At 71.3% G+C, this 26,835-nt stretch carries 21 protein-coding genes, 1 tRNA gene and 1 pseudogene; 12 read left to right on the top strand and 11 right to left on the bottom strand.

Annotated elements, in window-relative coordinates:
- Window positions 1-17 precede the first annotated feature (17 nt).
- The 4 genes from FBZ33_RS29670 to FBZ33_RS29655 form a co-directional block, all read right to left on the bottom strand.
- A complete protein-coding gene (locus tag FBZ33_RS29670) occupies window positions 18-2,609 on the bottom strand; it encodes an AAA family ATPase (RefSeq protein WP_141911660.1) in 2,592 nt (863 codons plus the stop codon).
- 170 nt (window positions 2,610-2,779) lie between these two features.
- Window positions 2,780-4,825, bottom strand: a complete 2,046-nt coding sequence (locus FBZ33_RS33855) for an FG-GAP-like repeat-containing protein (protein WP_141911658.1) — start codon at window positions 4,823-4,825, stop codon at window positions 2,780-2,782.
- A 405-nt stretch (window positions 4,826-5,230) separates the two neighbouring features.
- A complete protein-coding gene (locus FBZ33_RS29660) occupies window positions 5,231-5,713 on the bottom strand; it encodes a hypothetical protein (RefSeq protein ID WP_141911656.1) in 483 nt (160 codons plus the stop codon).
- Window positions 5,710-6,414, bottom strand: coding sequence for an HAD family hydrolase (locus FBZ33_RS29655; protein ID WP_141911655.1), 705 nt, complete (start codon window positions 6,412-6,414; stop codon window positions 5,710-5,712). Before FBZ33_RS29655 ends, FBZ33_RS29660 begins: the two co-directional genes overlap by 4 nt.
- Before the next feature lie 359 nt (window positions 6,415-6,773).
- Here FBZ33_RS29655 and FBZ33_RS29650 point away from each other — a divergent pair, with 359 nt between their 5' ends.
- A complete protein-coding gene (locus FBZ33_RS29650; protein WP_141911653.1) occupies window positions 6,774-7,532 on the top strand; it encodes a hypothetical protein in 759 nt (252 codons plus the stop codon).
- 174 nt (window positions 7,533-7,706) lie between these two features.
- Here FBZ33_RS29650 and FBZ33_RS29645 read toward each other — a convergent pair.
- Window positions 7,707-7,783, bottom strand: a tRNA-Pro gene (locus tag FBZ33_RS29645).
- Window positions 7,784-8,038: 255 nt separating this feature from the next.
- Entirely contained in the window at window positions 8,039-8,932 is an 894-nt protein-coding gene (locus FBZ33_RS29640; protein WP_141911651.1) for a metallophosphoesterase, read from the bottom strand.
- A gap of 25 nt (window positions 8,933-8,957) precedes the next feature.
- On the opposite strand from FBZ33_RS29640, the gene FBZ33_RS29635 reads away from it, so the two are divergent.
- Window positions 8,958-9,413 (top strand): GatB/YqeY domain-containing protein, encoded by a 456-nt coding sequence (locus FBZ33_RS29635; RefSeq protein WP_088950579.1) that lies wholly within the window; start codon window positions 8,958-8,960, stop codon window positions 9,411-9,413.
- 118 nt (window positions 9,414-9,531) lie between these two features.
- Here FBZ33_RS29635 and FBZ33_RS29630 read toward each other — a convergent pair whose 3' ends face one another.
- Complete coding sequence (locus FBZ33_RS29630) at window positions 9,532-11,973, bottom strand: transglycosylase domain-containing protein (protein WP_141911649.1); 2,442 nt, start codon at window positions 11,971-11,973, stop codon at window positions 9,532-9,534.
- Window positions 11,974-12,380: 407 nt separating this feature from the next.
- On the opposite strand from FBZ33_RS29630, the gene FBZ33_RS29625 reads away from it, so the two are divergent.
- Window positions 12,381-12,701: a WhiB family transcriptional regulator gene (locus FBZ33_RS29625; RefSeq protein WP_141911647.1), complete on the top strand. Its 321-nt coding sequence runs from the start codon at window positions 12,381-12,383 to the stop codon at window positions 12,699-12,701.
- 6 nt (window positions 12,702-12,707) lie between these two features.
- Here FBZ33_RS29625 and FBZ33_RS29620 read toward each other — a convergent pair whose 3' ends face one another.
- The 3 genes and pseudogenes from FBZ33_RS29620 to FBZ33_RS33550 all read right to left on the bottom strand — a co-directional run.
- On the bottom strand, window positions 12,708-13,859 hold the full coding sequence (locus FBZ33_RS29620; protein WP_172862126.1) for an ArsA-related P-loop ATPase: 1,152 nt from the start codon (window positions 13,857-13,859) through the stop codon (window positions 12,708-12,710).
- Between the two features lie 54 nt (window positions 13,860-13,913).
- Window positions 13,914-14,891: an ArsA-related P-loop ATPase gene (locus FBZ33_RS29615; protein ID WP_141911645.1), complete on the bottom strand. Its 978-nt coding sequence runs from the start codon at window positions 14,889-14,891 to the stop codon at window positions 13,914-13,916.
- 26 nt (window positions 14,892-14,917) lie between these two features.
- Window positions 14,918-15,505: pseudogene (locus tag FBZ33_RS33550) on the bottom strand (hypothetical protein); the annotation flags it as partial.
- Between the two features lie 559 nt (window positions 15,506-16,064).
- Between FBZ33_RS33550 and FBZ33_RS29605 the strand changes: the two are divergent.
- The 7 genes from FBZ33_RS29605 (at window position 16,065) to FBZ33_RS29575 (ending at window position 24,044) form a co-directional block, all read left to right on the top strand.
- Complete coding sequence (locus tag FBZ33_RS29605; RefSeq protein ID WP_141911644.1) at window positions 16,065-16,547, top strand: hypothetical protein; 483 nt, start codon at window positions 16,065-16,067, stop codon at window positions 16,545-16,547.
- A gap of 44 nt (window positions 16,548-16,591) precedes the next feature.
- Complete coding sequence (locus tag FBZ33_RS29600) at window positions 16,592-16,747, top strand: DUF4177 domain-containing protein (protein ID WP_088950574.1); 156 nt, start codon at window positions 16,592-16,594, stop codon at window positions 16,745-16,747.
- Window positions 16,744-17,205, top strand: coding sequence for a RidA family protein (locus FBZ33_RS29595; RefSeq protein WP_088950573.1), 462 nt, complete (start codon window positions 16,744-16,746; stop codon window positions 17,203-17,205). Before FBZ33_RS29600 ends, FBZ33_RS29595 begins: the two co-directional genes overlap by 4 nt.
- Window positions 17,206-17,338: 133 nt before the next feature.
- Window positions 17,339-18,175, top strand: coding sequence for an MBL fold metallo-hydrolase (locus tag FBZ33_RS29590; RefSeq protein WP_141911642.1), 837 nt, complete (start codon window positions 17,339-17,341; stop codon window positions 18,173-18,175).
- Entirely contained in the window at window positions 18,172-21,891 is a 3,720-nt protein-coding gene (locus FBZ33_RS29585) for an adenylate/guanylate cyclase domain-containing protein (protein ID WP_141911641.1), read from the top strand. Before FBZ33_RS29590 ends, FBZ33_RS29585 begins: the two co-directional genes overlap by 4 nt.
- 119 nt (window positions 21,892-22,010) lie before the next feature.
- Window positions 22,011-22,514, top strand: coding sequence for a hypothetical protein (locus FBZ33_RS29580; protein WP_141911639.1), 504 nt, complete (start codon window positions 22,011-22,013; stop codon window positions 22,512-22,514).
- A 30-nt stretch (window positions 22,515-22,544) separates the two neighbouring features.
- Window positions 22,545-24,044: a serine/threonine-protein kinase gene (locus tag FBZ33_RS29575; RefSeq protein ID WP_141911638.1), complete on the top strand. Its 1,500-nt coding sequence runs from the start codon at window positions 22,545-22,547 to the stop codon at window positions 24,042-24,044.
- Here the strand turns inward: FBZ33_RS29575 and FBZ33_RS29570 are convergent.
- Entirely contained in the window at window positions 24,028-24,363 is a 336-nt protein-coding gene (locus FBZ33_RS29570; protein WP_141911636.1) for a hypothetical protein, read from the bottom strand. The genes FBZ33_RS29575 and FBZ33_RS29570 overlap by 17 nt on opposite strands.
- Before the next feature lie 177 nt (window positions 24,364-24,540).
- On the opposite strand from FBZ33_RS29570, the gene FBZ33_RS29565 reads away from it, so the two are divergent.
- Window positions 24,541-25,482, top strand: a complete 942-nt coding sequence (locus FBZ33_RS29565; protein WP_141911634.1) for a transporter substrate-binding domain-containing protein — start codon at window positions 24,541-24,543, stop codon at window positions 25,480-25,482.
- On the top strand, window positions 25,479-26,669 hold the full coding sequence (locus FBZ33_RS29560; RefSeq protein WP_141911632.1) for a hypothetical protein: 1,191 nt from the start codon (window positions 25,479-25,481) through the stop codon (window positions 26,667-26,669). The genes FBZ33_RS29565 and FBZ33_RS29560 overlap by 4 nt, the downstream gene beginning before the upstream one ends.
- Window positions 26,670-26,835 lie beyond the last annotated feature (166 nt).

The raw sequence follows: 26,835 nt of genomic DNA, 5'->3' as shown, positions 1-26,835 counted from the left end.
GGGATCGGTAGAAACACCTATGTTGGGGGCGCCAGGCCCTGCCGGCGGGCCGTCGCCGCAGCCTGGCCCCGGCTGGGCACCGCGAGCTTGTCCAGCACCGCCGACACGTGGTGGCCGACGGTCCGAACGGAGAGCGACAGCCGGGCCGCGATCTCGGCGTTGCTGAGCCCCTCGGCGAGCAGCGCCAGCACCTCCCGCTGCCGGGCGGTCAGGCCCGCCGGGTCCCCGGCCGTCCTCGGGCGCGGCCCTCTCGGCACTCGGGCCATCCCGCGGCCGCGCAGCTCAGCCCGGATCCGGCGGGCCACGGCGACCGCGCCCAGCCCGTCCAGGACCCGCAGCGCCTCAGCGGCCGCCGGGTCGTCGCCGCAGGCCAGCGTCTCGGCCCGGGGGTACGGGCAGCCGAGCTGGTGCCACTCCTCGGCCGCGCCAGCCCAGTCACCCTCGATGAGCCGCCGGTACGGCGACGCCAGCGCGTCGCTGTCCCCGAGCGGTTCGCCGACCCGCCACAGCCAGTACGCCAGCTCGCCGGCGTACCAGGGTTGGCCCGCGTCGAGAGCCAGCCGGTGGGCACGGCGCAGCTCGGGGACCGCCCGTTCCGGCTCGCCGGCCAGCCAGTGTCGTTCGGCCAGGGCCGCGGCGACCGGCACGACGAACTGGAGTTCCCGGCTCTGCGTCGCCCAGCGCGCCGCCCTGTCCAGATGGTCCTCGGTGCTCGGCTCGCCCCGGCGTGCATGGAGCCGGCCCAGTGCGACCAGGGCCGGGACCAGGCTCCCGCCGGGCTGCACGGTGCCGGTCAGCGCCCGTTCGGCGTCGGCGCGGGCACCCGCCCAGTCGCCGGTCGTCAGCCGCAGTCGGGACCGGTGTCCGAGCAGGTGCCGGGCGTACCCGTCGAGGTCCCGGGTCTCGGTGAAGCGCAACGCCCGGTCCAGGGCCTCGGCGGCCCGCCCGATCCGGTGCCACTCCACCGACATGGTGGCCAGGTTGACCAGCGCCCGGGCCGCGTGGTCGTCGAGATGGTGGGCGACGGCCAGGGTGTGCCCACGTTCCAGCTCGATGATGCCGGCGACATCACCGCTCTGGAGGCGGGCCGAACCGACGTTGACCAGGGCGTGCGCCTCGGTCTCCACGTCGCCGAGCCGCCGGGCCAGCTCCCGGGCCCGGTCACCCCAGTCGATGGCCCGGCCGTTGTCGTCGGCGAGCATGAGCAGCTGCGACATGTTGCTGTAGGCCATCGCCAACTGCCTGCCGGGCGGCGCGGACTCCAGCACCTGAACCGCCCGGGTACCCGTCGTCCGGGCCGCAGCGCTGTCCCCGGTCCACCAGCACAGCCGGGACACCCAGCGCAGGTTCTCGCCGATCCGCAGCGGGTCGCCCTCGGCCTCCCGCAGGGCGAGCGCGGCCTGCCGGGCGTCCAGCGCCTGGGCGGCCAGCCCGGCAAGGTACGCGGCAGTCGCGTACGCCTCGAGCAACTCGGCCCGGCGCGGTGCCGGCAGGCCCGCGGCGTGTGGGAGTGCGACGGTGTAGTGGTCCGCTGCCTGCCGGTGCGCGCCCGCCCGGCTGGCCCGTTGGGCCGCTACGGGTGCCCAGTGCAGCACGGCCGCCGGATCGTCGGCGTGGTGGGCGTGGTGCACCAACCGGGCGGCGTCCACGTCCGGCCGGGGCGTGAGCCGGGCCAGTACGGCCGCGTGCAGCGCGACCCGGTGCACCGGGGACAGTGACTCGCGTACCGCCCGACCCAGCAACTCGTGCCGGAACGCCACCGCATTGCCCGCCGGCACCAGCACCCCGCGATCCAGGCACTCCTGCACGGCAGCCGGTGGATGACCGTCGAGCAGGTACGGCTCGGCCCGGGACGGGACCACCGAGACCAGGGCGGCGACCTCCCGGGCCGGCGGCGACAACGCGGCCAGCCGGGCCAACACCAGATCGCGTACGGTCGGCGGCACACCCGGGCCGGTGGCGGCCAGCACCTCGGTGACCAACAGCGGGTTGCCGCCGGTGGCCTGGTACAACCCGTCAGGGTCGCGGCCGGCGCGGCGGGCCAGCCGCGCGACGGCATCGGTGGACAGGGCCGGCAGCGGCAACCGGCGGACCAGTGGCCGGGGCAGCCCTGCGAGCACGGCGTGCAGGGGATGATCAGCCCCCACCTCGTCATCGCGCAGGGTGAGCACGAGCAGCGCCGGGTGGCGGGTCAGCCGCCGCCCCAGGTACGCGATGAGGTCCAGGGTGGCGCCGTCCGCCCAGTGCGCGTCCTCCACCACCATCACCGTCCGGTGACCGGGCCGGGGGTCGGTCAGCTCGCCGAGAAGCGCGTCGAACACGGCGCCGCGCCCTTCGGCCTCCGTCGCCGTGTGCAGTGCGCTCAGTCGTTCCGCGAGTACGCCGCCGACCTGCCGGGCGATGTCGTGCACCGGGCCGAGCGCCCGTGGGGTCAGCAGTGGGTCGCAGCTGCCCCAGAGCACCCTGGCCCCGGCCGTCGCCGCGAACGCACCAACCACTGTGGACTTACCGGCTCCTGCCTCGCCCGCGACGAGCGCGATCGCGCCACCGGGGGAGGCCAGCAGCCGGTCCAGGGTGGCGAGCGCGTCCGTGCGCTCCAGCAGCTCCATCGCGATCGATGCTAGTCAGCGGGGCGTCGCTCCGTCGTCAGCCGCGACGGCAGCATCCGCTGGTCCCGGAACTCATCCTTGTGGGTTGAGCGCGCAGGCACGCCCGGGAACGGTGGAGGGCACATCCGTTGATCGGATGTGCCCTCCACCGACGAGTCCTCCAACGTCGCTCAGGCCCGGCCCACCTGGACCTTCGGCGACGTCGCCGCGGACGTCGCCGCGGGGCGTTGCGGCACCACCACGAGCCCGTAGTTGTAGTTGGCCATCAGCAGATCCTTCAGGCCGTCGTTGTTGATGTCGGCGACCGCGAGCCCGCGCGGAGTGAAGGAACTGGCGGGCGGCAGCTGGGAGACGCGGAACTCGTTGCCCAGCCAGCCGTCCGGCCGTTGCAGCAGGACGCCCGCTGAGCTCCAGCCGCCGTGGGTGATGGCGACATCGTCACGACCGTCGTTGTTCACGTCGGCGATCGCGATGGCGTCCGGAATCTCGTAGACCGGGTAGCGGATCCACCGTCCGAACACGCCCCCGCTGTCGTGGGTGAGCACCTGCACCTGGGCGTTCGGTGCGTTGCCGGAGACGGTGACGACGACATCCTTCCTACCGTCCCCTGTCACGTCGCCGACGGCCATGGAACTGACCGTGCGCAGGTGTCCGGCGGGAGCCTGGTACCCGACCGGGTCGGCGAACGATCGAGGCGCCGTCTGGGTGCTGATCTGGATCAGCTGTCCGAGTTGCACCACCAGGTCCGGCCGGCCGTCCCCCGTCATGTCGACCGCGTCCAGGACGAAACCGCGGTGCGGCGAGACGAGAGCCACGGGTGCGAAGCCACCGCTGTCGTCGCCGTACCGCACGAGGACGCCGTTGTCGCTCACCGCGACGATGTCCGTCCGACCGTCACCGTCCAGGTCGCAGAGCTTGAGGTCGATGAGGTCGTCGGCGAACGACAGGTGCTCGGCCGTCGAGAGCCCGGATCCGGTACGGCGGAACACGTCGACCCCGTCGCCCGTAGCGACGACCAGTTCGTCGGCACCGTCGCCGTCCAGGTCACCGATGACCGGGTACATGCTGCCGCCGGTGGGTGTCGACGTCGCCAACTGCTGCTTCAGCACGAGCTGGTTCTCGGCCTCCTGCACGAACAGGAAGGCGGAATGGTCGTGGGCGTCATCGGCGTACTCGGTCGTCGTCACCACCACGTCAGAGAGCCCATCGCCGGTCAGGTCGCCGGTGGCGACCGCTTCCTCCCAGGAGCCGAGCTTCAGCCAGGAGGGAGCGGCGAAGACCACTGAGCCGTAGGGCTGGGTGACCACGGGCACGGCATCGCCGGACACGCTCGCCCCGGACGGTTGCCAGTCGTACCCCTGGAACTGCGCGTAGACCGAGGTCGGAGTCCATCCAGTGCCGTTGACCATGGCGATCGCCGTGCCGTCGGTGCCGTCGACGTTGACGAACGCGACCGCGCCGGCCGCAGACATGAACGCCACCTCACCGCTGGGAATCCGGCCGTCCGCGTATCGCACGTTCGCGATGAGCAGGATCCGCTGTCCCTGCTCCACCGAGCCTGGTGACACCGTGACCGTCGTTGTCGTGGCAGGGCCGGTGTAGACCCGTACGGCGTCGGACGTGGCCGTGGCGCCGCCCGCGCCGACCGCCCGGATCCAGTAGACGTAGCGGGTGGCGACCGTGAGGCCGCTGTCCACGTACTCGGTCGAGGTCGTGGTGCCGACCACCGTCTCCACCGGTGCCGCCTCGCTCAGCCGGACGATCTCGTATCGGGCTGTGCCGGCCGCGGCCTTCCAACGCAGGGTCATGCTCGTCTCCGCCGCGGTCGCCCGCACGTTGACGGGCTTCGGGAGCGAGGTCTGCACTGACGCCTCGGTCGAGTCGCCCGACGTCCGCTTGCCGGACCGGGACCGTACGACGTAGTAGTACGCCTTCTCCGGCGCGACGGTCTCGTCGACGTAAGACGTCCCGCTGGCCGTCCCCACCGTTTGGTACGGGCCACCCGACACGGTTCCGCGCCGTACCTGGTAGCTGCCGGCGCCTGCCACAGCCTGCCAGCTCACCTCGACCCGGGTCGCGGAGACCGCCGCCGCGCCAACCGAGGCCGGTGGCGGCAATGCCGCCGCGAACGCCGGCGTGGTGGACGCCACCATCGCGGCCAGGGCCATCAGCAGGATCATCACGCCACGGCCCAGCCTTCGCTGTTGCGACACCATGCACATCTCCAGATCCCGGGGATTCGTCATAGACAGGCGTAAGTCATAGCGACAGCGCCCGCAAGAACGTCACTGCCGGCAGCGCGAACGGCCGGTGGGGAAGTTCGCCGTCGACGTCGATCCGTTCGGGCCGCCCGGACTGCTGGACAGCTCAGGTTGTGCGGTTGCAGCCGCTCGCCGTGGTTCGGACCGCCGGGGCGGACTAGAACCCTCAACCCCTCCGGCGCTGCGTCGATCATCCCGAACTGCACGTATCGGCCACGTGACCAGAGCCGATTCTTCCGCTGCCCTACGGCGGTTGACAGCCCTTGCAGGTGTCAGTTGTGCCGGATCTGTGCCCGATGATCATCGCCGCGCCGTTCAGCTTCCCGGACCGCTGGCTCACCGCCCGCCCCGACAGACCGGCTACTTCAGGTAGGGGTTCGAGCTCTGGGGATCCGGCACACCCGCGCGATCGGTGAGCGACAACTCTCGCCCCGCGTGGGTCTCGACGATCGCCAGGCCCTCGTCACGATGGATCCAGCTGTGATCTGTGTACTCCCAGACAGCCTGGTCGGCGAGCACGTCAGGAAGTTGTCCGCAGGGAATCACCTCGTAGCTGCCGCTGCCGTTTACGTCGACGACCAGCTGGCGTACCTCGATGAGCCCATCATTGATCAGTGAGACCAGGGCAGTGGCAAGCACCGGCAGCAGTGTCAACTTGTCTTCCTGGTCGAGATCGGTCCGCCAGTCCCAGAGCACGCTCGGGAGCAGGTCATGCTCTTGAGCGTTGACCATGAGGCACTGCTCCTCATGGCTTAGGTCACCCCAGGTACGCACGGGCCGATCGTGGCACAACATCTGCAGCCGCACCTCGACCTCTTCGCCCGTCGTCACCCAGTTGGTCACCCAACCCGACCGTCAGACGTTGAAGCGGAACTTATACCGGCCGACTCACGCAGCAGGGCGGGCAGTTCGCCAAGGGTGGCGAACGCACGTCCGCCCCAGCTCGGGTCGGTGTCGTTGTGCTCAGTGGTACGAAGCACGGTCATACCGACCGCTGCCGCGCCGGCCAGTTCGCCGTCTGCGCCGTCACCGACGAAGACGCACTCTGCCGGCGCAACGCCCAACCGCTCAGCGGCGATGCGGTAGATCGCCGGGTCGGGCTTGGCCAGCCCGACTTCGCAGGAGAAGACCGCGACGTCGAAGCAGCGGGCAAGCGGGCTCTGCGGCCACGCCTCGGCGGTCTCCGAGGTGGCGTTGCTGATAAGGGCCAGCGGACGCCCGTCGTCGCGCAGCGCGTCAAGCACGTCCAGGGTGGCGGTCGAGACAGTGCCCAGCACCCGGCGCGCGAGGGCTCGCCGATGTCCACCGGCCCGTGTCACCTGTGCGTCGGTTGGCGTGCCACCAAGGCGTCCGGCGAGAATGCGGACGGTCTCCTCCACGTCCCACCGGACCAGCCGGTCACGCCAGGTGGCGTGGTACGCAGCGATCAGCGCGGACGGAGCCACCCCGACCACGAGCGCCATCTCGCCAACTACCCGGTCACGCTCGTCATCGGCACCGTGAACCAGGGTATGGAAGAGATCGAAGATCACCGGCCGAGACATGTGCGCATCCTACTGAGATCGTCACCGCTGTCGCCTTGCTTGCCATCCCGCCTGCCGCCGACCCGCCCTCCTGGGGAGCGGGCCGCCACCCCGGTCCCCCACGTCAAGACGGCCTTGACGCACGTTCGGACGCTGGCGGCCCGGGTGGCGGTCTGCTCGGCTTGCCCGCGTCGACGCTGGCGGGGTGGCCCTGCGCAACCGCTCACGGACCGCGACCGGGTGCGGGCCCGTCTCGGGCCGCATTGAAGGCGTGCAGAAACTTTGCGGGACAGGATGCTTGACATGATCGACGCTTCGTTGTTCAGCGTCGACCGATCGGCTAGCCAGTCCTGCAACCGCCGGCTCGTATGGTCACGGGCATGATCGGCAAGGTTTCGGATGCCATGGTGCGTCACCGGCACGTTGTCTTGATGCTTGGTCTACTGGTGGCGGGTGTGAACGTCGCGGCCGTCGGGTTCGTGCCTACCCTGGGGCAGCGCCTGTTCTTCCCGCTGCTCTTCCTTACCTTGGCGGTCCTGGTCCTGGCGCTCATCGCCATGGGGAGCCGTCCGGTCTACCTTGTGGTGCAGCCGCACGTTCCGGCCTTCGCCACACCCGCTCCGGCGTGGAAGGTGCTCATTGCCCTGGGCTTCCTCGCGCCTGCATCGGCCAGCATCGGCGCAGTGGTGCGTTCGACCAGGGCAGGCATTGCGTCGACGTTCGACGTGATCGTCAATGTTCCCTGGTTTTTGCTGGTCGCGCTGTTGCTGGTCGAGGCGTGGCGGGGTTACGGGGTGCAGCTCCATCCTTACGGGATACGGCAGCGTTGGGCTCTCGGCTCACTCACTGTGCCGTGGGAGGCCCTACCGGCCGCTCAGGTCCCCCCAGGTGTCGACCGCCCCTCGCGGCTCCGGATGGCGATCGCGGAACCCCAGCTGGTGCGGCGACGCGGTATTCCGTGGAGCCGGAAGGCCATGCGCACCGACAACGTCGACGCGGAATTTCTCGCTGCTGTGATCGGGCACTACGTCGCTCACCCCGAACACCGGGCAACGATCGGTAGCCAGGCCGAGTACGAGCGGCTTCTCGCCGAGTTACCCGAGCGGGACGGTTGGAAGAGCGCGGGCGACGGCTCCTAGGCCAAACGTCAAGCTCGGGTTGATCTTCCCTCGACTGTCGGCACTGCCCCCGATGCGGACACCGTCCGCCGGGCCTTCCGCCGGGTCGCAACCCTGGCTGGCCTCGATCCGGCCGCAGTTGGACCCCAGGAAGCACTAGAGGGCACATCCATGGATCGGATGTGCCCTCTGACCTGGTCGGGGTGGCCGGATTCGAACCGACGACCTCTTCGTCCCGAACGAAGCGCGCTACCAAGCTGCGCCACACCCCGAGGCGTGCCGACAAATAGTAGCCCACCCGCCCCGATGGTCAAACTCGGTACCCCCGCTGCCCGGACCCCGCGCGGGCCTCAAGATCCGCGCAACTTCCCCGATGTTGCTGCCTCGGCGCGGGGTGAGGCAGCAACATCCCTGATGTTGCGCGGATCTTGAGGCCGGCGCGGATCTTGAGGCCCGCGCGGGGCGCAGGGGTGTGCGCGGATCTTGAGGCCCACACCGCCTGCGCGGGGCGCAGGGGTGTGGGCGGGTCAGCGGGGGATGAGGGTGAGGATGCTGGCCTCCGGGGGGCAGGCGAAGCGGATCGGGGCCGTGGGGTGGGTGCCGAGGCCGGCGGAGACGTGCAGCCAGGAGTCCGAGCCCGGCCAGCGGTGCAGACCTCGCGCCATCGAGCGGGGCAGGCCGCAGTTGGTGACCAGCGCACCGAAGCCCGGTACGCAGACCTGACCGCCGTGGGTGTGCCCGGCCAGCATCAGCCCGAAGCCGTCCGCCGCCATCTGGTCGAGCACCCGTGGCTCCGGGGAGTGCGTCAGCGCGATGGACAGATCCGCTGACGACGAGACAGCGCCAGCCACGGAGGGGTAGTCGTCCCGGTCGATGTGGGGGTCGTCAACGCCGACCAGGTCGAGCTGTCGACCGCCGGCCTTCAACGTGGTCCGGACGTTGTTGAGGTCCGCCCAGCCGGCGCCGGTGAACACCTGACGCAGCTCCTCGTAGGGGAGCTCGACGCCCTCGGTGTATTCACGGTCGGGCAGGAAGTAGGTGAACGGGTTCTTCAGGACCGGCCCGGTGTAGTCGTTGGAGCCGAACACGAACGCCCCCGGATAGTCCAGCAGCGGCTGTAGGGCGCGCAGCACCCCGGGCACCGCGTCCGGGTGCGCCATGTTGTCGCCGGTCACCACCACCAGGTCGGGGTCCAGGGCGGCCAGCGACGCCACCCAGCGCTGCTTGCGCGCCTGGTCGGGCATCATGTGCAGGTCCGACAGGTGCAGCACACGCAGCGGCTCCGCGTCGGCCGGCAGCACCGGCACGTCGTACCGCCGCAGGGTGAACATGTTGCGCTCGATGAGCGACGCGTACGCGAGGGTGGCCGCGCCGACCGTGGCGGTTCCGGCGGCAAGCCGGAATAGTGTGCGCTTTCGCATGGCGTTCAGGGTAGTTTGACCGTCCATGAGCACGCTGAAGGACCGCCTCACTGCCGACATGCGTTCCGCGCTCAAGGCGCGCGACGAGCTGACCACCTCCACGCTGCGGATGGCCCTGGCCGCCGTCGGCACCGCCGAGGTCGCCGGCAAGGCCAAGCGCGAGCTCACCGATGACGAGGTGCTCGCCGTGTTGACCAAGGAAGCCAAGAAGCGCCGGGAGGCAGCCACCGCGTTCGCCGACGCCGGCCGCGCCGAGCAGGCCGCGAAGGAGTCGGCCGAGGGTGAGGTGCTGGACCGCTACCTGCCCAAGCAGCTCTCGGACGCCGAGCTGGCCGAGCTGGTGTCGGGGGCGCTCGCCGCGGGCGGCTTCACCGGCAAGGCCCAGATGGGCCCGGCCATGAAGGCGGCCCAGGCCGCGGTGGCGGGCCAGGCCGAGGGCGGCCGGGTGGCTTCCGAGGTACGCCGACAGCTGGGCCTCTGACCCACCGGCGGCACCGCGACTGCCGCCCTCGGGATCGGCGCCGGTAGCCGGTCGACCGGACAGACGAACGGGCGGGCACCCGAGAAGGGTGCCCGCCCGTTGTGTCCTGCTCGTCGGCTCAGCCGCCGGGACGACCACCGCCACCGGGTCGACCGGGCGGGTTGCCAGGCTGCCCGGGGCCACCGGGACCACCGGTGTTGCCCGGCGTGGTGCCGCCACCACCGTTGCTGACCTGGATGGTGACGATGCCACCCTTGATGGTGCGCCCGTCCGGGCTGGTGCCATGGGCGGTGCCCGGAGGACAGGAAGACTTGACCTTGGCATCGGAGACCACCGGCTCGAAGCCGGCACCCTTGATCCGGGACTTCGCCTGATCCAGCGGGATGCAGCTCACGCTCGGGATGCTGCGTTGGTCGCCCTCGGAGATCTTCTGGCCCGGCGGCTCGAACTGGATCGCCTTCTTGCCCTTCATGGCGTCCCGCAGCGTCTCCCACACCGGCGGGTTGATGCCGTCCTTCTCGCCGTGCTTCATCTTCACGTTGGTCTGCGGCCAGTCCGGGTCGGCCATGATGCCCGCCACCGCGTACTGCTTGGTCATCGCGACCAGTGCGGCGGTCTTCTCCGAGTCGGTGGTGCCGGACTTGCCGGCCACCGGGAAACCGACGTCGCCACGGACGTTGGGGGCGGTCGCCCCCGCGCACCGGGAGGACGACGACTTGTCACCGACCGGGCAGCGGGCCGCGTCCACCGCGGCGCGGGCCACGTCGGTGCTGAACCGCTTCTCGCAGCGCGGGTTGGCGATGTCGAGCTTGTTGCCCTCCGGGTCGCGGATCTCCTGCACCGGGATCGGTTCGCAGTACGTGCCGTCCGCAGCCAGGGTGGCGTAGGCGTTGGCCAGATCCAGCGGGGTGGTCTGCGAGACGCCCAGGGTGAACGCGCCCCACTGGTGCGCACCCTTCTCCAGGTCCAGATCCTCCTGGGACCGGAAGTTGATGCCCAGCCGCTTGGCGGCCTTGACCACGTTCTCCGCGCCGACCTGCTGCTGCAGTGGCACGAAGTAGGTGTTCACCGAACGGCCGAACGCGCTCCACATGTTGTGTGGGCCGGCCATGCTCTCCGTCGAGTTGGTGGGGCAGTAGAAGTTGGTGCCTGGGCAGGCCGCGGGGCCCGGCTGGATGATGTATTCCGATTTGAACTGCTTCTGCGCGTTGATCGGGTAGCTGAGCGGGATGCCCTTTTCCAACGCCGCCACGATCGTGAACATCTTGAAGGTCGAGCCTGCCTGATAACCGGTGATGCCGTCGCCACCGGTGAGCAGGGGGTTGACCGTCGCCGGGTAGTTGCCCCGGATCTTCTTCTTGCTCTTCGCGGGATCGCTGGAGATCTTGTTCTTCGGGTTCTTCGGGTCGTCCAGCTTGAACTGCCGGTTCACCGCGAGCGCCCGGACCCGGCCGGTGCCGGGCTCGACCACCGCGACCATGGCGGCTTCCTTGCTGTTCACGCTCTTGGCCTTGCGGACCGCCTTGTCCGCGCCGCGCTGCGCCTGGACGTCGATCGACGTCACGACGGTGTAGCCGCCGCTCTTCAGTCGCCGCTCCCGGTCGTAGGTGGTCGAACCGAACGTCTCCTGCTGCATCCACCAGCGGTAGAAGTAGTCGCAGAAGAAGCCCCAGCTGTTGACGTTGGCGGAGACGCAACCGTTCGGGGTGCGCTTGTCCTTCACCACCAGCTTGATCGCCTTGGCCGCGTCGGCCTCCTGCTGGGTGATGGCCTTGATCTCAACCATGTTGTCGATGACGTAGTTGCGTCGGTCCAGTGCGAGCGGGCGGCCGGCCTTGGTGGTCGGGTCGTTCGTCGTCGGTGCCTTGACCATGCCGGCCAGGAGTGCCGCTTCATCGATCGTGAGCTTGCTCGGCGGCTTTCCGAAGTAGACCTGGCTGGCGGCGAAGATGCCGTACGCGCCGTTGCCGAACGAGGCGAGGTTGAGGTAGCGGGTGAGGATCTCGTCCTTGGAGAATTCCTTGTCGACCTGGAGGGCCAGCCGCATCTCGCGGAGCTTGCGGGCGCTGGTGTCCTCGGTCGCCGCGACCACGTCGGCCGGGTGGGTGGCCGAGTAGGCGATGGCCAGCCGGACGTACTGCATGGTCAGCGTCGAGGCGCCCTGCCGGCCGGAGCCCTCGGCCTGGTTGTTGACGAACGCGCGTGCGACACCGTTGATGTCGACGCCGTTGTGCTTGTAGAAGTCGTGGTCCTCGGCCGCGATGATGGCCTTCTGCATGTAGGGAGAGATGTCGGCGAGCTTCACGTCGCGCCGGTTCTCGTCGTACATCGTTGCGAGCGGTGTCTTGCCGTCCGAGGCCAGCAGGTAGCTGATCTGCGGCGCTCGGGCCACCGTCAGCTCCGTGGGCAGGTTACCGAATGTCTCGGCGCCCGCCTTCGCGGCCAAGCCGGACATCGCCACCGCGGGGAAGGCCGCCGCAGCGACCACCACGCCGGCCAACAGGCCACACACGAGTAGCGATGCGGCGTTGGTCAGCACATTGTGGTCACGTTTCCGCATCCAGGTCACCTCAGCAGGGTACGCGAGTAGGGAACGAGGTGCGCTGGGGCGTTCTTTCCCCATTTCCTGCGTGCGCTGCCCTCGTTGTGCTAAACGCACGACCCCCCGTGCTTGGTTGCGTGTGACCTGGCGTGAGTCTCCTCCAATTCAGGGAGGCGGCGCGGCGTTATCGCTGACCTCGGCGGGGTAACCGGCGGTTGAAGGCCCGGGAAGCCGGGAGTGTCCGGAATGATGGATTTCGCCGACAACGTTGCGTAATCGGGTGACTACAGAGCATGATGGGGGCGGCGACAGCGCCAGATGTCGTCCGCGCCGCCTTGGGGAAGGCAGGCCGGGCGATCGGGGGGAATTGCCGGCTGACGTGCATCGACGAGGTCGGTAGGTACTGCAAGGGGGGACGTGTACACATGGGCATGATCACTGACTGGCCGTCGCTTGCGGCATGTCAGAACGGGGACCCGGACGCGTTGTTCGTACAAGGCGCCGAACAGAACGTGGCGAAGCGGATCTGCCGGAGCTGCCCAGTTCGGTACGAGTGCCTGGCCGACGCGCTGGACAACCGGATCGAGTTCGGTGTGTGGGGTGGCATGACCGAACGCGAACGGCGGGCGCTGTTGCGTCGTCACCCGCAGGTGACGAGCTGGCGCAAGATGTTCGAGGCAGCGATGAAGAAGAACGGCAAGGACAAGGCCGGCAAGGACAAGATCCTCGTCAGCGCGGCCACCTGACGCCGGTCACGGCCGGCTGATCGCCGCGCCGATCGTTCGCAGCCCGTCGACGTCGTGCACGTCGGCGGGCTGTGCCGTCACTGACACGGCCGGCACCGCCGGGAACGCCTCGGTGAACCGCGCGGCGACCTGCTGCTCGCGTACCGCCTGACGAGCCAGCGCCGCGTGCGCCCGCAGCACGTCGGCGGTGGCCTCGTGCCCACCAAGCTCGGTCAGCCGCTCGGCGGCGAGCCGGCTCTGCTCGGCATCCAGCTCCGGCACCGCCGGACGGTGCACCCGGTTGAGCACCAGGCCGGCGAGCGGCATCCGCTCGTCCCGCAGACGGCCCGCGAAGTAGGCGGCCTCCCGGACCGCGTCCGGCTCGGGCGCCGCGACCAGCAGGAAGGCCGTCTCCCCGGCCTGGAGGATGCGGTACGTCTGCTCGGCGCGCTGCCGGAAACCACCGAACATCGAGTCCAGTGCGGCCACGAAGCCGGACAGGTCGGTGAGCAGTTGTGCGCCGAGCACCTTCTGCACCACCTTCGAGAACATCCCGAACGAGGCCGTGACCAGGCTGAACATGCTCCGTCCGCCGCTGCGGGCCGGAGCCAGCAGCAGTCGCAGCATCCGGCCGTCGAGGAAGCGGGAGAGTCGGGCCGGCGCGTCCAGGAAATCCAGTGCCGAGCGGGACGGCGGCGTGTCCACCACGATCAGGTCCCATTCGCCCCGGGCGTGCAGCTGGCCCAGCTTCTCCATCGCCATGTATTCCTGCGTGCCGGCGAAGGTCGAGCTCATCGCCTGGTAGAACGGGTTCGCGAAGATCTCCGCGGCCTTCGCCGGATCGGTGTGCTGCAGCACCACGTCGTCGAAGGTGCGCTTCATGTCCAGCATCATGGCGTGCAGCTCGCCGCCGCTGCTCTCGACGTCGATGCCCTTGACCTGGCGCGGGGTGTTGTCCAGCTCGGTCAGGCCCAGCGACTGGGCCAGCCGGCGGGCCGGGTCGATGGTGAGCACCACGGTGCGTCGGCCGTGGTGCTCAGCGGCCCGCAGGGCCAGCGCCGCAGCGGTGGTCGTCTTTCCCACTCCGCCGGCACCGCAACACACGACGATCCGCACGCCGGGGTCGGCGAGGATCTGGTCGACGTCCAGCTGCGGCGCCGCGTCTTCGGAAGGCACCAATCGAGCGTATCGGGCCGCGTCGGTCCATGCGCCGGTGCTGAGCTCAGGTGTGAGTCAATCGGCGCTGACGAGGGCCCGGGCCAGTGTCGTGAGGCCCGCACGGTCCACCCCGTCGGGCAGCAACGGCAGCTCGACCATCGGCAGCCCCAACTCCACCAGCTCGGCGCGGAGCGAATCTTCCAGTTCGCGACGGATGACCTGGTCCCGGGCCTCATCGTGCAAACCGGCCACGGTGTCCCGATCGGCCGGCAGGCCGGCGGCGACCAGCCCACGCCGCAGCTCCGCAGCGGTGATCGCCCGGCCGGCGGGCAGCGGGGGCCGGGCGCCGTTGACGATCACCTTCCCGATGCCGAAGCCGAGCGAGGTCACGTCGGCGATCGCGTCCACCGTCTCCTGCACCGGCATCTCCTCCAGCAACGTGACCACGTGCACAGCGGTCATCGGGGAGCGCAGCAGCGCGGCGACCCCCTCGCTCTGGGTCTTGATCGGGCCCACCTTGGCCAGCCGGGCGGTCTCGGCCGTGACGTTGAGGAAGCGACCGATCCTCCCGGTCGGCGGGGCGTCCAGCACCACCGCGTCGTACACCCGCCGCTGCCCGGAGGTGCGGGTGGTGGCCTCCTTCACCTTGCCGGTGAGCAGCACGTCCCGCAGCCCCGGCGCGATGGTGGTGGCGAAGTCGATGGCACCGAGCTTGCGCAGCGCCCGGCCCGCCGCGCCCAGCTTGTAGAACATGTCGAGGTACTCGAGCAGCGCCTCCTCGGCGTCCACCGCGAGAGCGCGTACCTCGCCGCCGTCCGGCGCGTCGGCGAGGTGCCGCTCCTCGTAGGGCAGCGGGTCGATGCCGAACAGCTGGGCGATGCCCTGCCGCCCCTCGACCTCGACCAGCAGGGTGCGTCGGCCGCCGGCGGCGAGCGCCAGGGCCAGGGCCGCGGCGACGCTGGTCTTGCCGGTGCCCCCCTTGCCGGTCACCACATGAAGGCGGGCGGACCATCCGGTACCGGCCGGCTCGATCGGCCGCTCAGCTGCACACACCCGTCGAGCCTATCCAGGCCCGACGGTCACGCGACCTCGCAGACCCACCAACCCGTCTTCTGCACCACAGTGAAGCGCAGGTCCTGGTCGGCCACCTTCTCGTCGGAGGTGGTCATGGTGATCCGGGTGGAGACGGTGGCCCGGTCCCCGGTCTGGTTGTCCACCTTCGGGGTGGTCCACCGGAAACGCGGATTCTGGTGCGCTGAGGCGTACTTCTGCACCTCGGCGACCTTCGCGGCGATCTTCTCGTCGTCGCGGGAGGCGGCACAGACCCGATCGGCAGCCTTGGAGGCGTCGCGATCCTTGTAGACCGCGGTGAGGAACTCGTCGACGGCGATCGCAGGCTCCTTCGCGCCCTCGCCGGTCTCGGCATTGCGCAGGGTCAGGAACGCCACAACGCCGCCGCCCACGCAGAGCACCATGATCACGACCAGTGCGATCGCCGCGATCAGCAGGCCGCGCTTCTTCTTCGGCGCGGCCGTGCCCTGGTAGGGCGGGTATCCCGACGGCGGTGGCGGGATCTCCGGGCTGCCCGGCTGGGTCGGTGCCGCGGTCGACGTGGAGCCACCCGGCCCCTCCGGCTGCCCGGCACCGTCAGCGCCACTCGACTGGCTGGGGAAGGCCGGTGGGGAGGGAGCCGCCGGCTCAGCGGGGAGCGCCGGCTGGGCCGGGGATGCGGGGAGGGCGAGCCGCCCGGCAGGTGCGGCGGGGGCTGGCTGGGCAGGAATGCTCGGAGAGCCTGGCTGACCGGCGGGATCCGGGTGGGCCGGCGGGTGAGCGGGTGGGCCGGCCTGGTCGCCGCTGGGCGGTTGGGTCATGGTCTTTCCCCCGGGGGTGCGGCGCCCGCCGCCACCCCTGGCGCCGAGCGTGATCGAGCGGGCGTCCGGGCGCAGCGCGACCGTCCGACCGGAAGGGTAGCGGTCGATGAGCGGATCGGCGTCGCCCCTGCCATGCCGCGCGGCCATCGTTTCGGTCAGTGCTGAGCAGCGCTCGGATCGGCAGTCCATCCTCCGACTGTCGATCTGTCGCATATGTGACTGTTGGTGACCGTTGTGCGCGTCCTATTGGCGGGACTGCGGCCACCGACCTACCTTCGTCCCGGTGCGGGGGCCGGAACGGACGAATGGGTCCGGACCGGAAGCATGATCCGAGAGGTACGACCGGAGGCAGTGCATGCGCGACGCGGACAACATCCCTCGCACCCAGTTCCCGACCAACGACCGGCCGCGCCGGCCCGGGTCCGTGGTCGAGACCGGCGGGCCCGTCGGCAGCCAGCCGGTCAACGAACGGTCGTACCGCCGGATGCCGGAGCAGACGGAGGCGGCTCGGGCGCCGGGCCGCCCCGCCGAGCGGGCCCGCGACGACGACGAGCCGGGCTTCGTCATCCACCTGCCGATCCGGGTGCCGAGTCTGGCCGCGGCGACCGTACTGGCCGGCCGGGTCGCGGTGTCCCTGGGCTTCCTGCCCGAGCTGGACGCCGGCGAGACCACCGTGTCCAACGCCGACGACCAGAACAACCGGCACCGGGTGTTCTGCGACCTGCTGCTGCCCGACCGCTCCCGCTGCCCCCAGGGATACGAGCACGAAGGGCTCTGCGGGGAGCTGCCGGCCGCTCCGGAGCAGCGTCCCGCACCTCGCCCCGCCAGCGGACCGTAGGCTGTCCCTCGAACAATTCCGCACCGAGAGGGAGCCCTTCAGCGATGCAGAAGTGGGAATACTCCACGGTCCCGCTGCTGGTCCACGCGACCAAGCAGATCCTCGACAACTGGGGCGAGGACGGGTGGGAGCTCGTCGCCGTGATCCCCGGGCCCAATCCGGACCAGCTGGTCGCCTACCTGAAGCGGCCCAAGGCGTGAGCAACGGTCCGCACGCGAAACTCGCCGAGCTGGGGTTCGAACTGCCCGAGGTGGTGCCACCGGTGGCCAGTTACGTGCCGGCCGTACAGTCCGGGCAGCACGTGTACGTCTCCGGCCAGCTGCCGATCGCCGAGGGCAAGCTGCTCGCGACCGGCAAGGTCGGCGCCGGGATCTCCGCCGAGCAGGCGAAGGATCTGGCCCAGCGGTGCGCGCTCAACGCGCTGGCCGCTGTCGACTCGCTCGTCGGCCTGGAGAACGTCGTCAAGGTCGTCAAGGTGACGGGTTTCGTGGCCTCCGCGCCCGGCTTCACCGGTCAGCCGGCGGTGATCAACGGTGCCTCCGACCTCTTCGGGACCGTCTTCGGCGAGGCTGGCCGCCACGCCCGCAGCGCGGTTGGAGTGGCCGAACTGCCGCTCGACGCCCCGGTGGAGATCGAACTCATCGTCGAGGTCGCCTGACGCGTCACCAGCACCCCGCGATCCGCGCTCAGGAGGGGCCCCTTCCTCGCCACCAGGCGTCGACGGGGCCCTTCCTCCAGGTTCGTTGGGCAAGATCGTGGGGTGTTGCGGGCGGGGTCGTACCATCGCAGCCATGAGCGGGCACGTGACGGCACCACCTGCGGCGCTGGCCGACGAGCTGCCGACCTGGGTGACACTGCTGCGTGCACCGAACCCGGGGCCGATGACCCTCGACGGCACCAACACCTGGGTTCTGCGCGCCCCGTCGGCCGAGCACGCCGTCGTGGTCGACCCGGGGCCGGCGGACGAGGGACACCTGACCCGGATCGCCGAGCACGGCACGATCGGGCTGGTCCTGATCACCCACGGCCACCCCGACCACACCGAGGGCTCCGCCCGGCTGAGCGAACTGCTCGGCGGCGTGCACGTCCTCGCCGTCGACCCGGCGCACACGATCGGCGGGGAGCCACTGACCGAACCGGGTGAACGCCTCGGCGGTTTCGGCCTGGAGATCAGCCTGCTTAACACTCCAGGGCACACCGCCGACTCGGTCTGCTTCCTGGTCGGGCACGGTGACGAGCGGGTGGTGTTCACCGGCGACACCATTCTCGGCAGGGGCACCACCGTCGTCGCCCATCCGGACGGGCATCTCGGTGCCTACCTGACCAGCCTGGAGCTGCTGTCCGCGTACCGGGGGATCCCGGCGTTGCCCGGGCACGGCCCGGCGCTGGCCGACTGCGCCGCCGCCGCCGACTTCTACCTCGCGCATCGTCGGGCCCGGCTCGACCAGGTCCGGGCGGCGGTCGCGGCCGGCGCCCGCACGCCCGCCGACGTGGTGGCGGCGGTCTACGCGGACGTGGACCGCTCGCTCTGGTGGGCGGCCGAGTGGTCGGTCCGTGCGCAGCTTGAGTATCTGGGTGTCGGCATCGGGGAATCTGCGCCGGGGGTCAGTGGGTTGGAGCACATGTGACCTGCCCCGTGTGTGGAACCGTCGCCGTTCCCGGCGCGCGGTTCTGCCACAACTGCGGTGCCGCGCTGCCGGCCGCCGCCACGTTGCCGGCAGCCGAGCGCCGGGTGGTCACCGTGCTGTTCGGCGACCTCTCCGAGTTCACCTCCTGGTCGGAGGACCTCGACCCGGAACGGGTCGGTGCGGTCACCGACCGGGTGCTCGCCGCGCTCGCCGGTGCGGTGAAGACCTTCGGCGGGCACGTCGACAAGCTGACCGGCGACGGGATCATGGCCGTCTTCGGAGCCCCGGTGGCGCACGAGGACGACGCCGAACGCGCCGTCCGGGCCGCCCTGTCCATGCAGCGGGCCGTCCGCCGGGTGCTCGACGACGAGCGGGGCGGCGGCGCGCCGCTCGGGCTGCGCGTCGGGTTGAACACCGGCGACGTCATCGCCGGCATCCAGGCCGCCATCGAATACACGGTCATCGGCGACACGGTGAACACCGCCGCTCGGCTGGCCGACGCCGCAGCGGTCGGCGCGGTCTACGCCGGCGGCCGCACCGCCGCCGCCACCCGACACGTGTCGTCCTGGCGGGTGCTGCGCCCGCTGCGGCTCAAGGGCAAGCGTGAGCCGGTCGAGGCGTACGAGCTGCTGGGCCTGCTGGACGCACCGGGCACCCGCTCGGGGCTGGGCGACGAAGCGCCGTACGTCGGCCGGGAGACGGAGATCGGCCGGGTCGCCGGCCGGCTCGCCGAGGTGATCGACCAGGGTGACCCGCGGGTGCTGCTGATGACCGCCGAGGCGGGCATCGGCAAGTCCCGGTTCGCCGCGGAGGTCGAGCGCCTCGCCGCCGGGTACGACGTGGGCGCTGGCCGGTACGCGGCGCACACGGGCGCCCGGGTGCTGTCGGTGCGGTGTGCCGCCTTCGGTGAGCGACGTCGGCTCGCGCCGCTGGCCGACCTGGTGCGTGCCGCCGTCGGCCTGCCCAGTGACGCCTCCACCGCGCTGACCCGACCGGCGGTGGACGAGAGGCTGCGACGGCTCGGGCAGCGGCTCGCCCGCTCCGGCGGCGAGACCACCCCGATCGCCGTCGAGCAGTTGCTCGCCCTGCTCGGCTACGGCGAGCTCCCGGCCCACGGCGGCACCGACTCGGGCGAGTGGGGCGGGTCGAGCGTCCCGGCCGCGGATGCCGAGGCGGTGCCGAACGCTGTCGCCAACCTGCTCAGCGGGCTCGCCTCGGAAGCGCCACTGGTGATCGTGGTGGACGACCTGCACGACGCCACCCCCGAGACGATCAGTGCCCTCGGGCTGACCCTTTCCCGGCTCACCGGCCCGGTGCTGGTGCTGCTGCTCGGCCGGCCGGAGCTGGTGCGTACGGCCGGCGCGCTGACCCGGGTCGCGGACGCCGAGGTGCACTCCCTGCCGCCACTGCGCGGTGCCGACGCGGCGCGGCTGCTCACCAGCTACCTCAGCGGCGGCAAGCTGCCGCAGGCCGACACGGACCGGCTGCTCGCCACCGCTCAGGGCAACCCCTTCTACCTGGCCGAGCTCGTCACCCTGCTCATCGAGCGCGGAGCGCTCACCACGGAAACAGCGCGCGGTATCCGCGCCTCGGAGGCAGCGCGCGGTATCCGCGCCTCGGAGGCAGCGCGCGGTGTCGGTGCCCCGGAGGCGGCGCCCGGTTTGCGTGCCTCGGTTGATCGTCCCGGCTCCGGCGAACGCGACCAGAGCCCGTCGACCGGTTGGCGGTTGGTGCCCGGGTCGCTGGGCAGCCGACTGCTCTCCCGCGACCTCGCCGCCGTCCTCGCCGCCCGGATCGACGCGCTGCCACCGGACGCCCGTTCGGTGCTGCGTGACGCCGCGGTCATCGGTGACACGGTGCCGACCGGGGCCCTGGAGGCAATGCGTGAGCAGCGCGCCGGCCGCGACGGCCGGCCGTCGGCCGTGGTCGCCGTGGAACTCGACAGGGCTGTCGAGGAGCTGCTGCAACGCCGGATGCTGCACCGCTCCCGCACCGGCTACTCGTTCGCGACCCCGCTGATGCGGGAGGCCGCGTACGCAGGGGTGAGCAAGGCGGAGCTGGCCGAGCGGCACGCCGCGCTGGCCCGCTGGGCGGCGCCTGCGAACGAGGCCGCCGCCGGGGCGCCGGGCGGGTTCACCGACGAGGCCCGGGACGACTTCGTGGCGATGCACGTCGAACGGGCCGCCACGCTCGCCGACGCGGTGAAGCTGCGCCCCGACGCGCCGGCCCGTGCGGTGGTCCCGCTCGGCGTCGCCGCGCTCGGCCGGGCCGCCCGCCGGTCGCTGTCCGCCGGTGAGCCGGTGCTGGCCGTGGAGTACGCCGAGCGCGCCACCGAGTTGGCTCGCGACGGCATGCCGGCGGCCGATCGGGTGGTGCACGCACGGGCGCTGCTCCAGGTCGGCCGGGTGACCGACGCGCTGGCGTACGCCGAGAAGATCGCCGCGAACGCGGGGGACGAGGTCACACGGGTCAGCGCGCTGCTGCTCGCGGGGCAGGCCCAGGAAACCCTCGGTGATCAGGGTCGGGCGGTGACCGCCTGGCAGGAGGCGTTGCAGGTGGCCACGGCAGGGCAGTTGCCCATCCAACGCGCCACGGCGATGCGCCGGCTCGGCATGGCCGACTTCGTGGCTGGCCGGCTGAGTCAGGCGAGCAGCCGGTTAGCTGCCGCGTACCAGGTCAGCCTCGGCGCGAAGGACCGACGCGGGCAGGCCTGGTCGTTGCAGAATCTGGCCTGGGTGACCACCACCCGGGGTGACTTCGCCGGCACCGACGCGGTGCTCGGCCGGGCTGCCCGGCTCTTCGCCGAGTTGAAGGACCCGTACGGGCGGGCCTGGCTGCGCGGCACCACGGCGTTCGCCCGACTGCTCGCCGGCCGACTGCGCGAGGCGTGTCGGATGGCGCAGGTGTTCCTGCCCTTCGGAGAGCGGGTCGGTGAGGCGTGGGCGGTGGGCACGCTGCGTGCGGTGGCCGCCTTCGCCACCGCCGAGCTGGGTGATCTGGCCGAGGCGGACCGGGAGGCCCGACGGGCGTACCGGGAGTTCGCCGCCGCCTCCGACGACTGGGGGCGCGGGTTCGCGCTGGTGGTGCGCGCGGTGGTGGCGCGTGGGCTGGGCGAGCCGGAGCACGCGGCGGACCTGCTCACCGACGCCCTGGCGTACGCGGAGCGCACCTCGCACCCGTTGCTCACCGGGATGGCCGGCACGCTGCGCGGCTTCGTCGCGTTGGACATGGGCGACTGCGAGACGGCCGAGCGGGTGGCCCGCTCGGTGCTGACCGCTGTGGAGCCGCACAACCCGCAGGCCCCGGCGCAGGTGGCGCCCCGGGTGCTGCTGGCGACGGCACGTCTGGCCGCCGGTGACTCGGCGACTGCGGTCGGGTTGCTCGCCCCGGTGGCCACGGCCGCCGCGAACGCGCCCTCGTTGCTCTTCTCCCGTCGCCAGACGATGGCCCAGTACGCGGCGGCGCTGCTCGCCCACGGTCAGCGGGAGCAGGCGTTGGACTGGGCCCGCCGGGCGGTCACCGCGCCGGCCGAGGACGTGCGCAGTCAGGTGATCGCGGCCAGCGTGCTGGCCGAGGCGCTGGCTGCCTGCGGCCAGCCGACGGAGGCCCTGGCCAGCGCAGACGAGGCGGTCCGCCTGGCGTACGCGACCGAGCAGCGCAGCGAACGCGCCGCCGCCGACGCCCTCCGCGCCCGCCTGACCCCCGCCCTCACCTGACCCCACCCGGCACGGTTTCTGCCGGTTCCGGGGATGTGGCGGTCGGGGTGAGCGGCTAGCGTGTCACCACCGTGTGCCGGTCCACAGTGTGATCGTCGCCGTGCCTGGGGAGGCCCTTCATGAAGCTGCCGCGTTCCATCGCGGGCTGGACCATCGCGGTCTTCGGCGTGTTGGCGCTGGTGATGGGCACGGTCGGGCTGCTCTGGCCGGAGGCGCAGTTGCGCATGCTCGGGTTCGAGGTGCCGGAGACGCGTGCCGTCGGTGACCACACCGGCACGTTCCTGCTGGCGTCCTCGATGGCGGCGTTCAACATGGGCGTCTACTACCTGCTGGCCACGGTCACCGAGTGGCGGGTGTTCTACCGGTTCACCGTCGTCTTCCGGCTGGTCACGTTCACTGTGTTCACCATCGCGGTGCTGGCCGACATCGCTCCGGGCCGGTTCTTCGGCGTGGCGGCCTGGGAGGGCCTGGGGGCGGTGGCCACCGCCGTCGGCCTGCGCCTGGACGCCCGCCGGGGCGCGCCGGCTGACGACGTGGTGACGTCCGACGGTGCCGGGGCGACTGCGGACGCTGAGGAGGGTACCGGTCCGACCGGTGCCGCTCCGGCGGACGCGGTGCGCTGAGCCATCGGTCGGGTTGGGTATTTTCGAGCGGTGACCGACACCCCGACCGGCGGCTTGCGAGTTCCGATCGTGCCCGGTCTGACTGATTTGCGGGTCTTTGCCCGGGGCGGCTACGCGACCGTCTACCAGGCCACCCAGATCTCGGTGGGTCGCGAGGTCGCCGTCAAGGTGGAAAACCGGACGCTGGACAGCGAGCGGGATCAGGCCCGTTTCCTTCGCGAGGCGCGGGCTGCCGGCCGGATGTCGTCACACCCGCACGTGGTGGACCTCTTCGACGTCGGGGTCACCGTCGACCAGCACCCCTACCTGATCATGGAACTCTGCGACGGCTCGTACGCCGAACGGATGCGTACGTCGCCGCTGGGCCCGGTGGAGGCCCGTGACCTCGGCATCAAGATCGCCGACGCGCTGGCCCACTCACACGGGGCCGGAGTGCTGCACCGCGACGTCAAGCCCGCCAACATCCTCCACTCGCACTTCAACTCGGCAGTGCTCGCCGACTTCGGGCTGGCGGTGCTCGCCGAGCACCGGGACGCCTCGGTCACCCTGGAGGTGCTCACCCCGGCGTACGCGCCACCGGAGATGTTCAGCCACAGCCCGCCGTCGCCGGCCGTCGACGTGTACGCGCTCTGCGCCACCCTCTACGCGGTGATGCACGGCCGGCCGCCCCGCTGGCAGTCCGAGCGCAACCCCAGCCTGGTCACCGTGCTGGAGTTGTTCAACCAGCCGCTTCCCGCCCTGCCCGGCGTACCGGACGAGCTGATCGACGTCCTGCGCCTCGGCATGGCCAACGACCCGGCCGCGCGTCCCTCCGCCCTCGAACTGCACGACCTGCTCGCCAACCTGCCCCTCGGCTCACCGTCGGCACCGGTCAGCGGCGCCCCGGTCAGCGGCGGCGTGACCCTCTCCGGCCCGTACGCGGCCAGTCAGCCGGTGCCCCGCCCGCCCATTGAGGACACTCAGCAGGTGGTGACCGGTGACCGGCGCTGGCGGCGCTGGTTCCTCGGCGGCGCGGGCGTGCTCGCGCTCGCCGCCTCCGCCACCGCCGGGGCCTGGGTCGCCGACCGGGCGCCATCACCCACCCCGAGCCCGTCGGTCACCCAGGTCGCCGCCCCGGCCACTGGCCCGCTGCCCGGCTGCGTGACCGGCGCCGGCTCGCCGACCGCCCTGCCCGAGGGCGCCCGCTGTCTGCCCGAGCTGGAGTGCTTCGGCCCGGTACGGATCCGCGGCAGCCGCGCCGAGGCGGCGAGGCTCCCCTGCGTCGGTCGGCACACCTGGGAGACGTACGCCGAGGGGATTTTGCCGGTGGCGCTGGTCGGTGCCGACTACGACGAGGTGGCCGCCGCTGCCCCGGTGCGGCAGGTGTGCAGCGCCACGACGTTCCGTTTGACCACCGGGATCGCCGAGCCGACCGGCTGGCACCTGGAGGTGCTACCGCCGGTCGACGGCAGCATCGACCGGACGTACCGGTGCCTGGCCGGGCGAGGCGTGGACGCGCTCGCCGCGCCCACCCTCACCGGCCGCCGCTGAGTCCGTTCGACCCGCGCCGCCGGTCACGTACCGCACGCAGGGTGGCCCGGCTGTCCAGGGCGTCGAGGGTGTCCGCGTCGATCCCGTAGGGCATCAGCTCGGGCGGCCCGACGGTCGCCGACCGGTCCGCCGGCTCCGGGTCGTCGGCCTGACGGGCGGCCGAGACGGCGACCCCGGCCACCATGGTCAACAGGACGCAGAGTAGCGCGAGGACCACGCCGACAAGATCTTGTCGGCGCCAGATGACCAGCATGACCAGCGGCGCGAGGGCTCCCAGCGCCGCGAGCACCGCCACCGTCCGCGCATCGGGTCTGGGCAATCGACTCACCTGTCCAGCATGTCGTCACGGGGCCGGCTGTCAACCGCAGAACCGACCGCCGCGCAGATCGCCGTCGATCCGCCAGGACCCGCCGACAAGGCCGACGACGTCCACACTCAATGGACAAGAGCCGCTACTCTCGGTGTCCCGCAAGCTCATCCGGCAGCGAGGTCGCCCATGAACGCAGGCAGTTCGCAGTCCCGGCTCCGCTCGGTCGCGTCGACGCTGGCGGTGGCCCTCACGCTCACCCTTGCCGCCGCCGCTGGGTGCGACAGCCGGAAGGAACCGGACCTGCCCTCGGTGCAGGAGAAGATGCGCGAGACGCACATCTACGGTCAGTCGAAGTTGCGCATCGGCGTCGCCACGAACGAGCCGCTTATGGGTGAGCTGCGCAACGGCCAGCACGTCGGGTTCGACGTCGAGATCGCCAAGTACATCGCGGCCTCCCTCGGCTACGAGGGGGACCAGCGGCTGGAGTTCGTTCCGGTGGCCACCGAGGAGCGGATCCCCGCGTTGCAGGGCGGCACTGTCGACCTCGTGGTGTCCAGCTTCTCCATCACCGAGGAGCGTAAGAAGGTGGTGAGCTTCGCCGGGCCGTACTTCGTCACCACCCAGGAGGTGATGGTGCCGACCCGGCTGAGAGGCAAGATCAGCACCATCGAGGACCTCCGTAACCCGGACTACAAGATCTGCACCAGTGGCGGCTCCACCTCCGAGGCAGAGCTGGGAGGTCACCAGGTCAAGGCCCTGGTCGTGAAGACCGTCGGTGACTGCGTCGCCGGCATCCGGGCGGGCCGCTACGACGCGGTCAGCTCCGACGAGACGATCCTCGCCGGCTTCCTGGCCCGCCACCCGAAGGAGTTCGAGATCGTCGACATGCCGTTCGGCACCAGCGAGCTGCTGGGCATCGGCGTGCCGATCGGTGACCCGGCACTGCGCGACCTGGTCGCGTTCTTCCTGCAGAAGAGCTACCAGCAGGGGCGCGACGAGCAGGCGAGCCCGTGGCAGACCTCGTACAACCGGACGCTGGGTCCGTGGCTCAAGGCCGAGAAGCGCCAGCCGCAGCCGCTGGAGGTGCCGAAGCTGGTCGACTTCGACGACAAGGCGCCCACGAAGTGAGCGCGGCGACCACCGCCGCCGGGGGCGACGGCCCAGTCCCGCCGCCCCGCAGCTCCGTGCCGGGCGTCGCAGCCGCACCGACAATCGACGGTACGGAGTCGGCGCCGCCCGCCGGGGTGGACGGTGTCGACTGGCCAGCCGGTGTGCCCGTCGCCGAACCCGCCGAGCCGATCATCGCCGACGTCGAGCCCGGGCGGGTCCGCTGGGACCCGGCGGAGCGACGCGCTCGCGCCAGCCAGTCGTTCTGGACCGCCGTGGTGGGCGTACCGGCGATCTTCTCGGTGCTCCGCCTCGGGGTGGAGGCCGGCGGCGAACTCCAGACCACACTGCTGCTGGTGGCGAACGTCGGGCCGGTCAATCTGCTCGCCGGCTTCCTGACCACGGCCGCTCGGCTGCTCTCGACCGGACTGGTCGCCGTCTTCGCGCTCGGCGCGGTGCTGGCCGTCAGCGCCGACCGGCTGCCGCCGGGCGCCCGGCGTCGTCCGCTCTTCGCCCGCTGGGCCGACATCACCCCCGCCTGGGTGGTGCTGGCCAGCTTCCTGCTCGCCCTGATCACCTGGCCGCTGCTCTATCTCCCGCTGCTGCTGCCGGCATTCGTGGCCGCGTTCCAACTCCGTCCCGCGCGCCTGCACGAACGGGTGCTGCCACGGCTGCTGATCATCGTCGCGCTGCTGGCCGGGTACGGCTGGCTGATGCTGCCCACCCTGCGGGAAGCGGTGCAGCAGGGCGACGAGGGGCTGGTGCTGGCGCTCATCGTGGTGCCTCCGCTGCTGGCACTGTTCATCGCGGGGCCGCTGCCGGGTGTGGTGATCCGGCCGCTGGCGTCGGCGACCGAGGTGGCGGTGCTGGCCACGCTGGTCTGGGCCGCGGTGCCGGTGATCAGCACGCCGGTGTTGCCGCTGACCGTCACCACCGTCGGCGAGGAGAACGGGCCGACCGAGGACGTACGCGGGCACGTGGTCACCACTGACGACGTCAACATGGTGATCCTTCAGGAGCAGGGCGGCGTCCGGTACGTGCCGGTCGATCTGGTCCGCGCGCAGGTGCTCTGCCCGAGCGAGGAGGAGTTGCCCCGCCACCAACTGCGCATTCACGACTTCCACGTCGAGGATTCACTGTTGGAGGGCATGGGTCGGCGGGTCCGCCCGGTCCACCGCATCGATGCCACCTGTCGTACCCCGGGCTGACCACCGTCACGCTGATCGACTCGGCTTCCTGGAAATCGGGGTGTCACTGGCTCTCGGACACCCCGGAATCAAGAAAACCGAGTCGATCATGCAGCGGGGGCACGTGCGGGAACGCGGGCGCGCGCGGCCATGGCCCGGCACGACCGCCCTGGGCGCGGTGGCCCCG

The organism is Micromonospora sp. A202 (assembly GCF_006715105.1).
Classification (GTDB): Bacteria; Actinomycetota; Actinomycetes; order Mycobacteriales; family Micromonosporaceae; genus Micromonospora; species Micromonospora zamorensis.
Note: the sequence above shows the minus strand (reverse complement) of the source record. Positions and strands in the feature narration are given on the sequence as shown.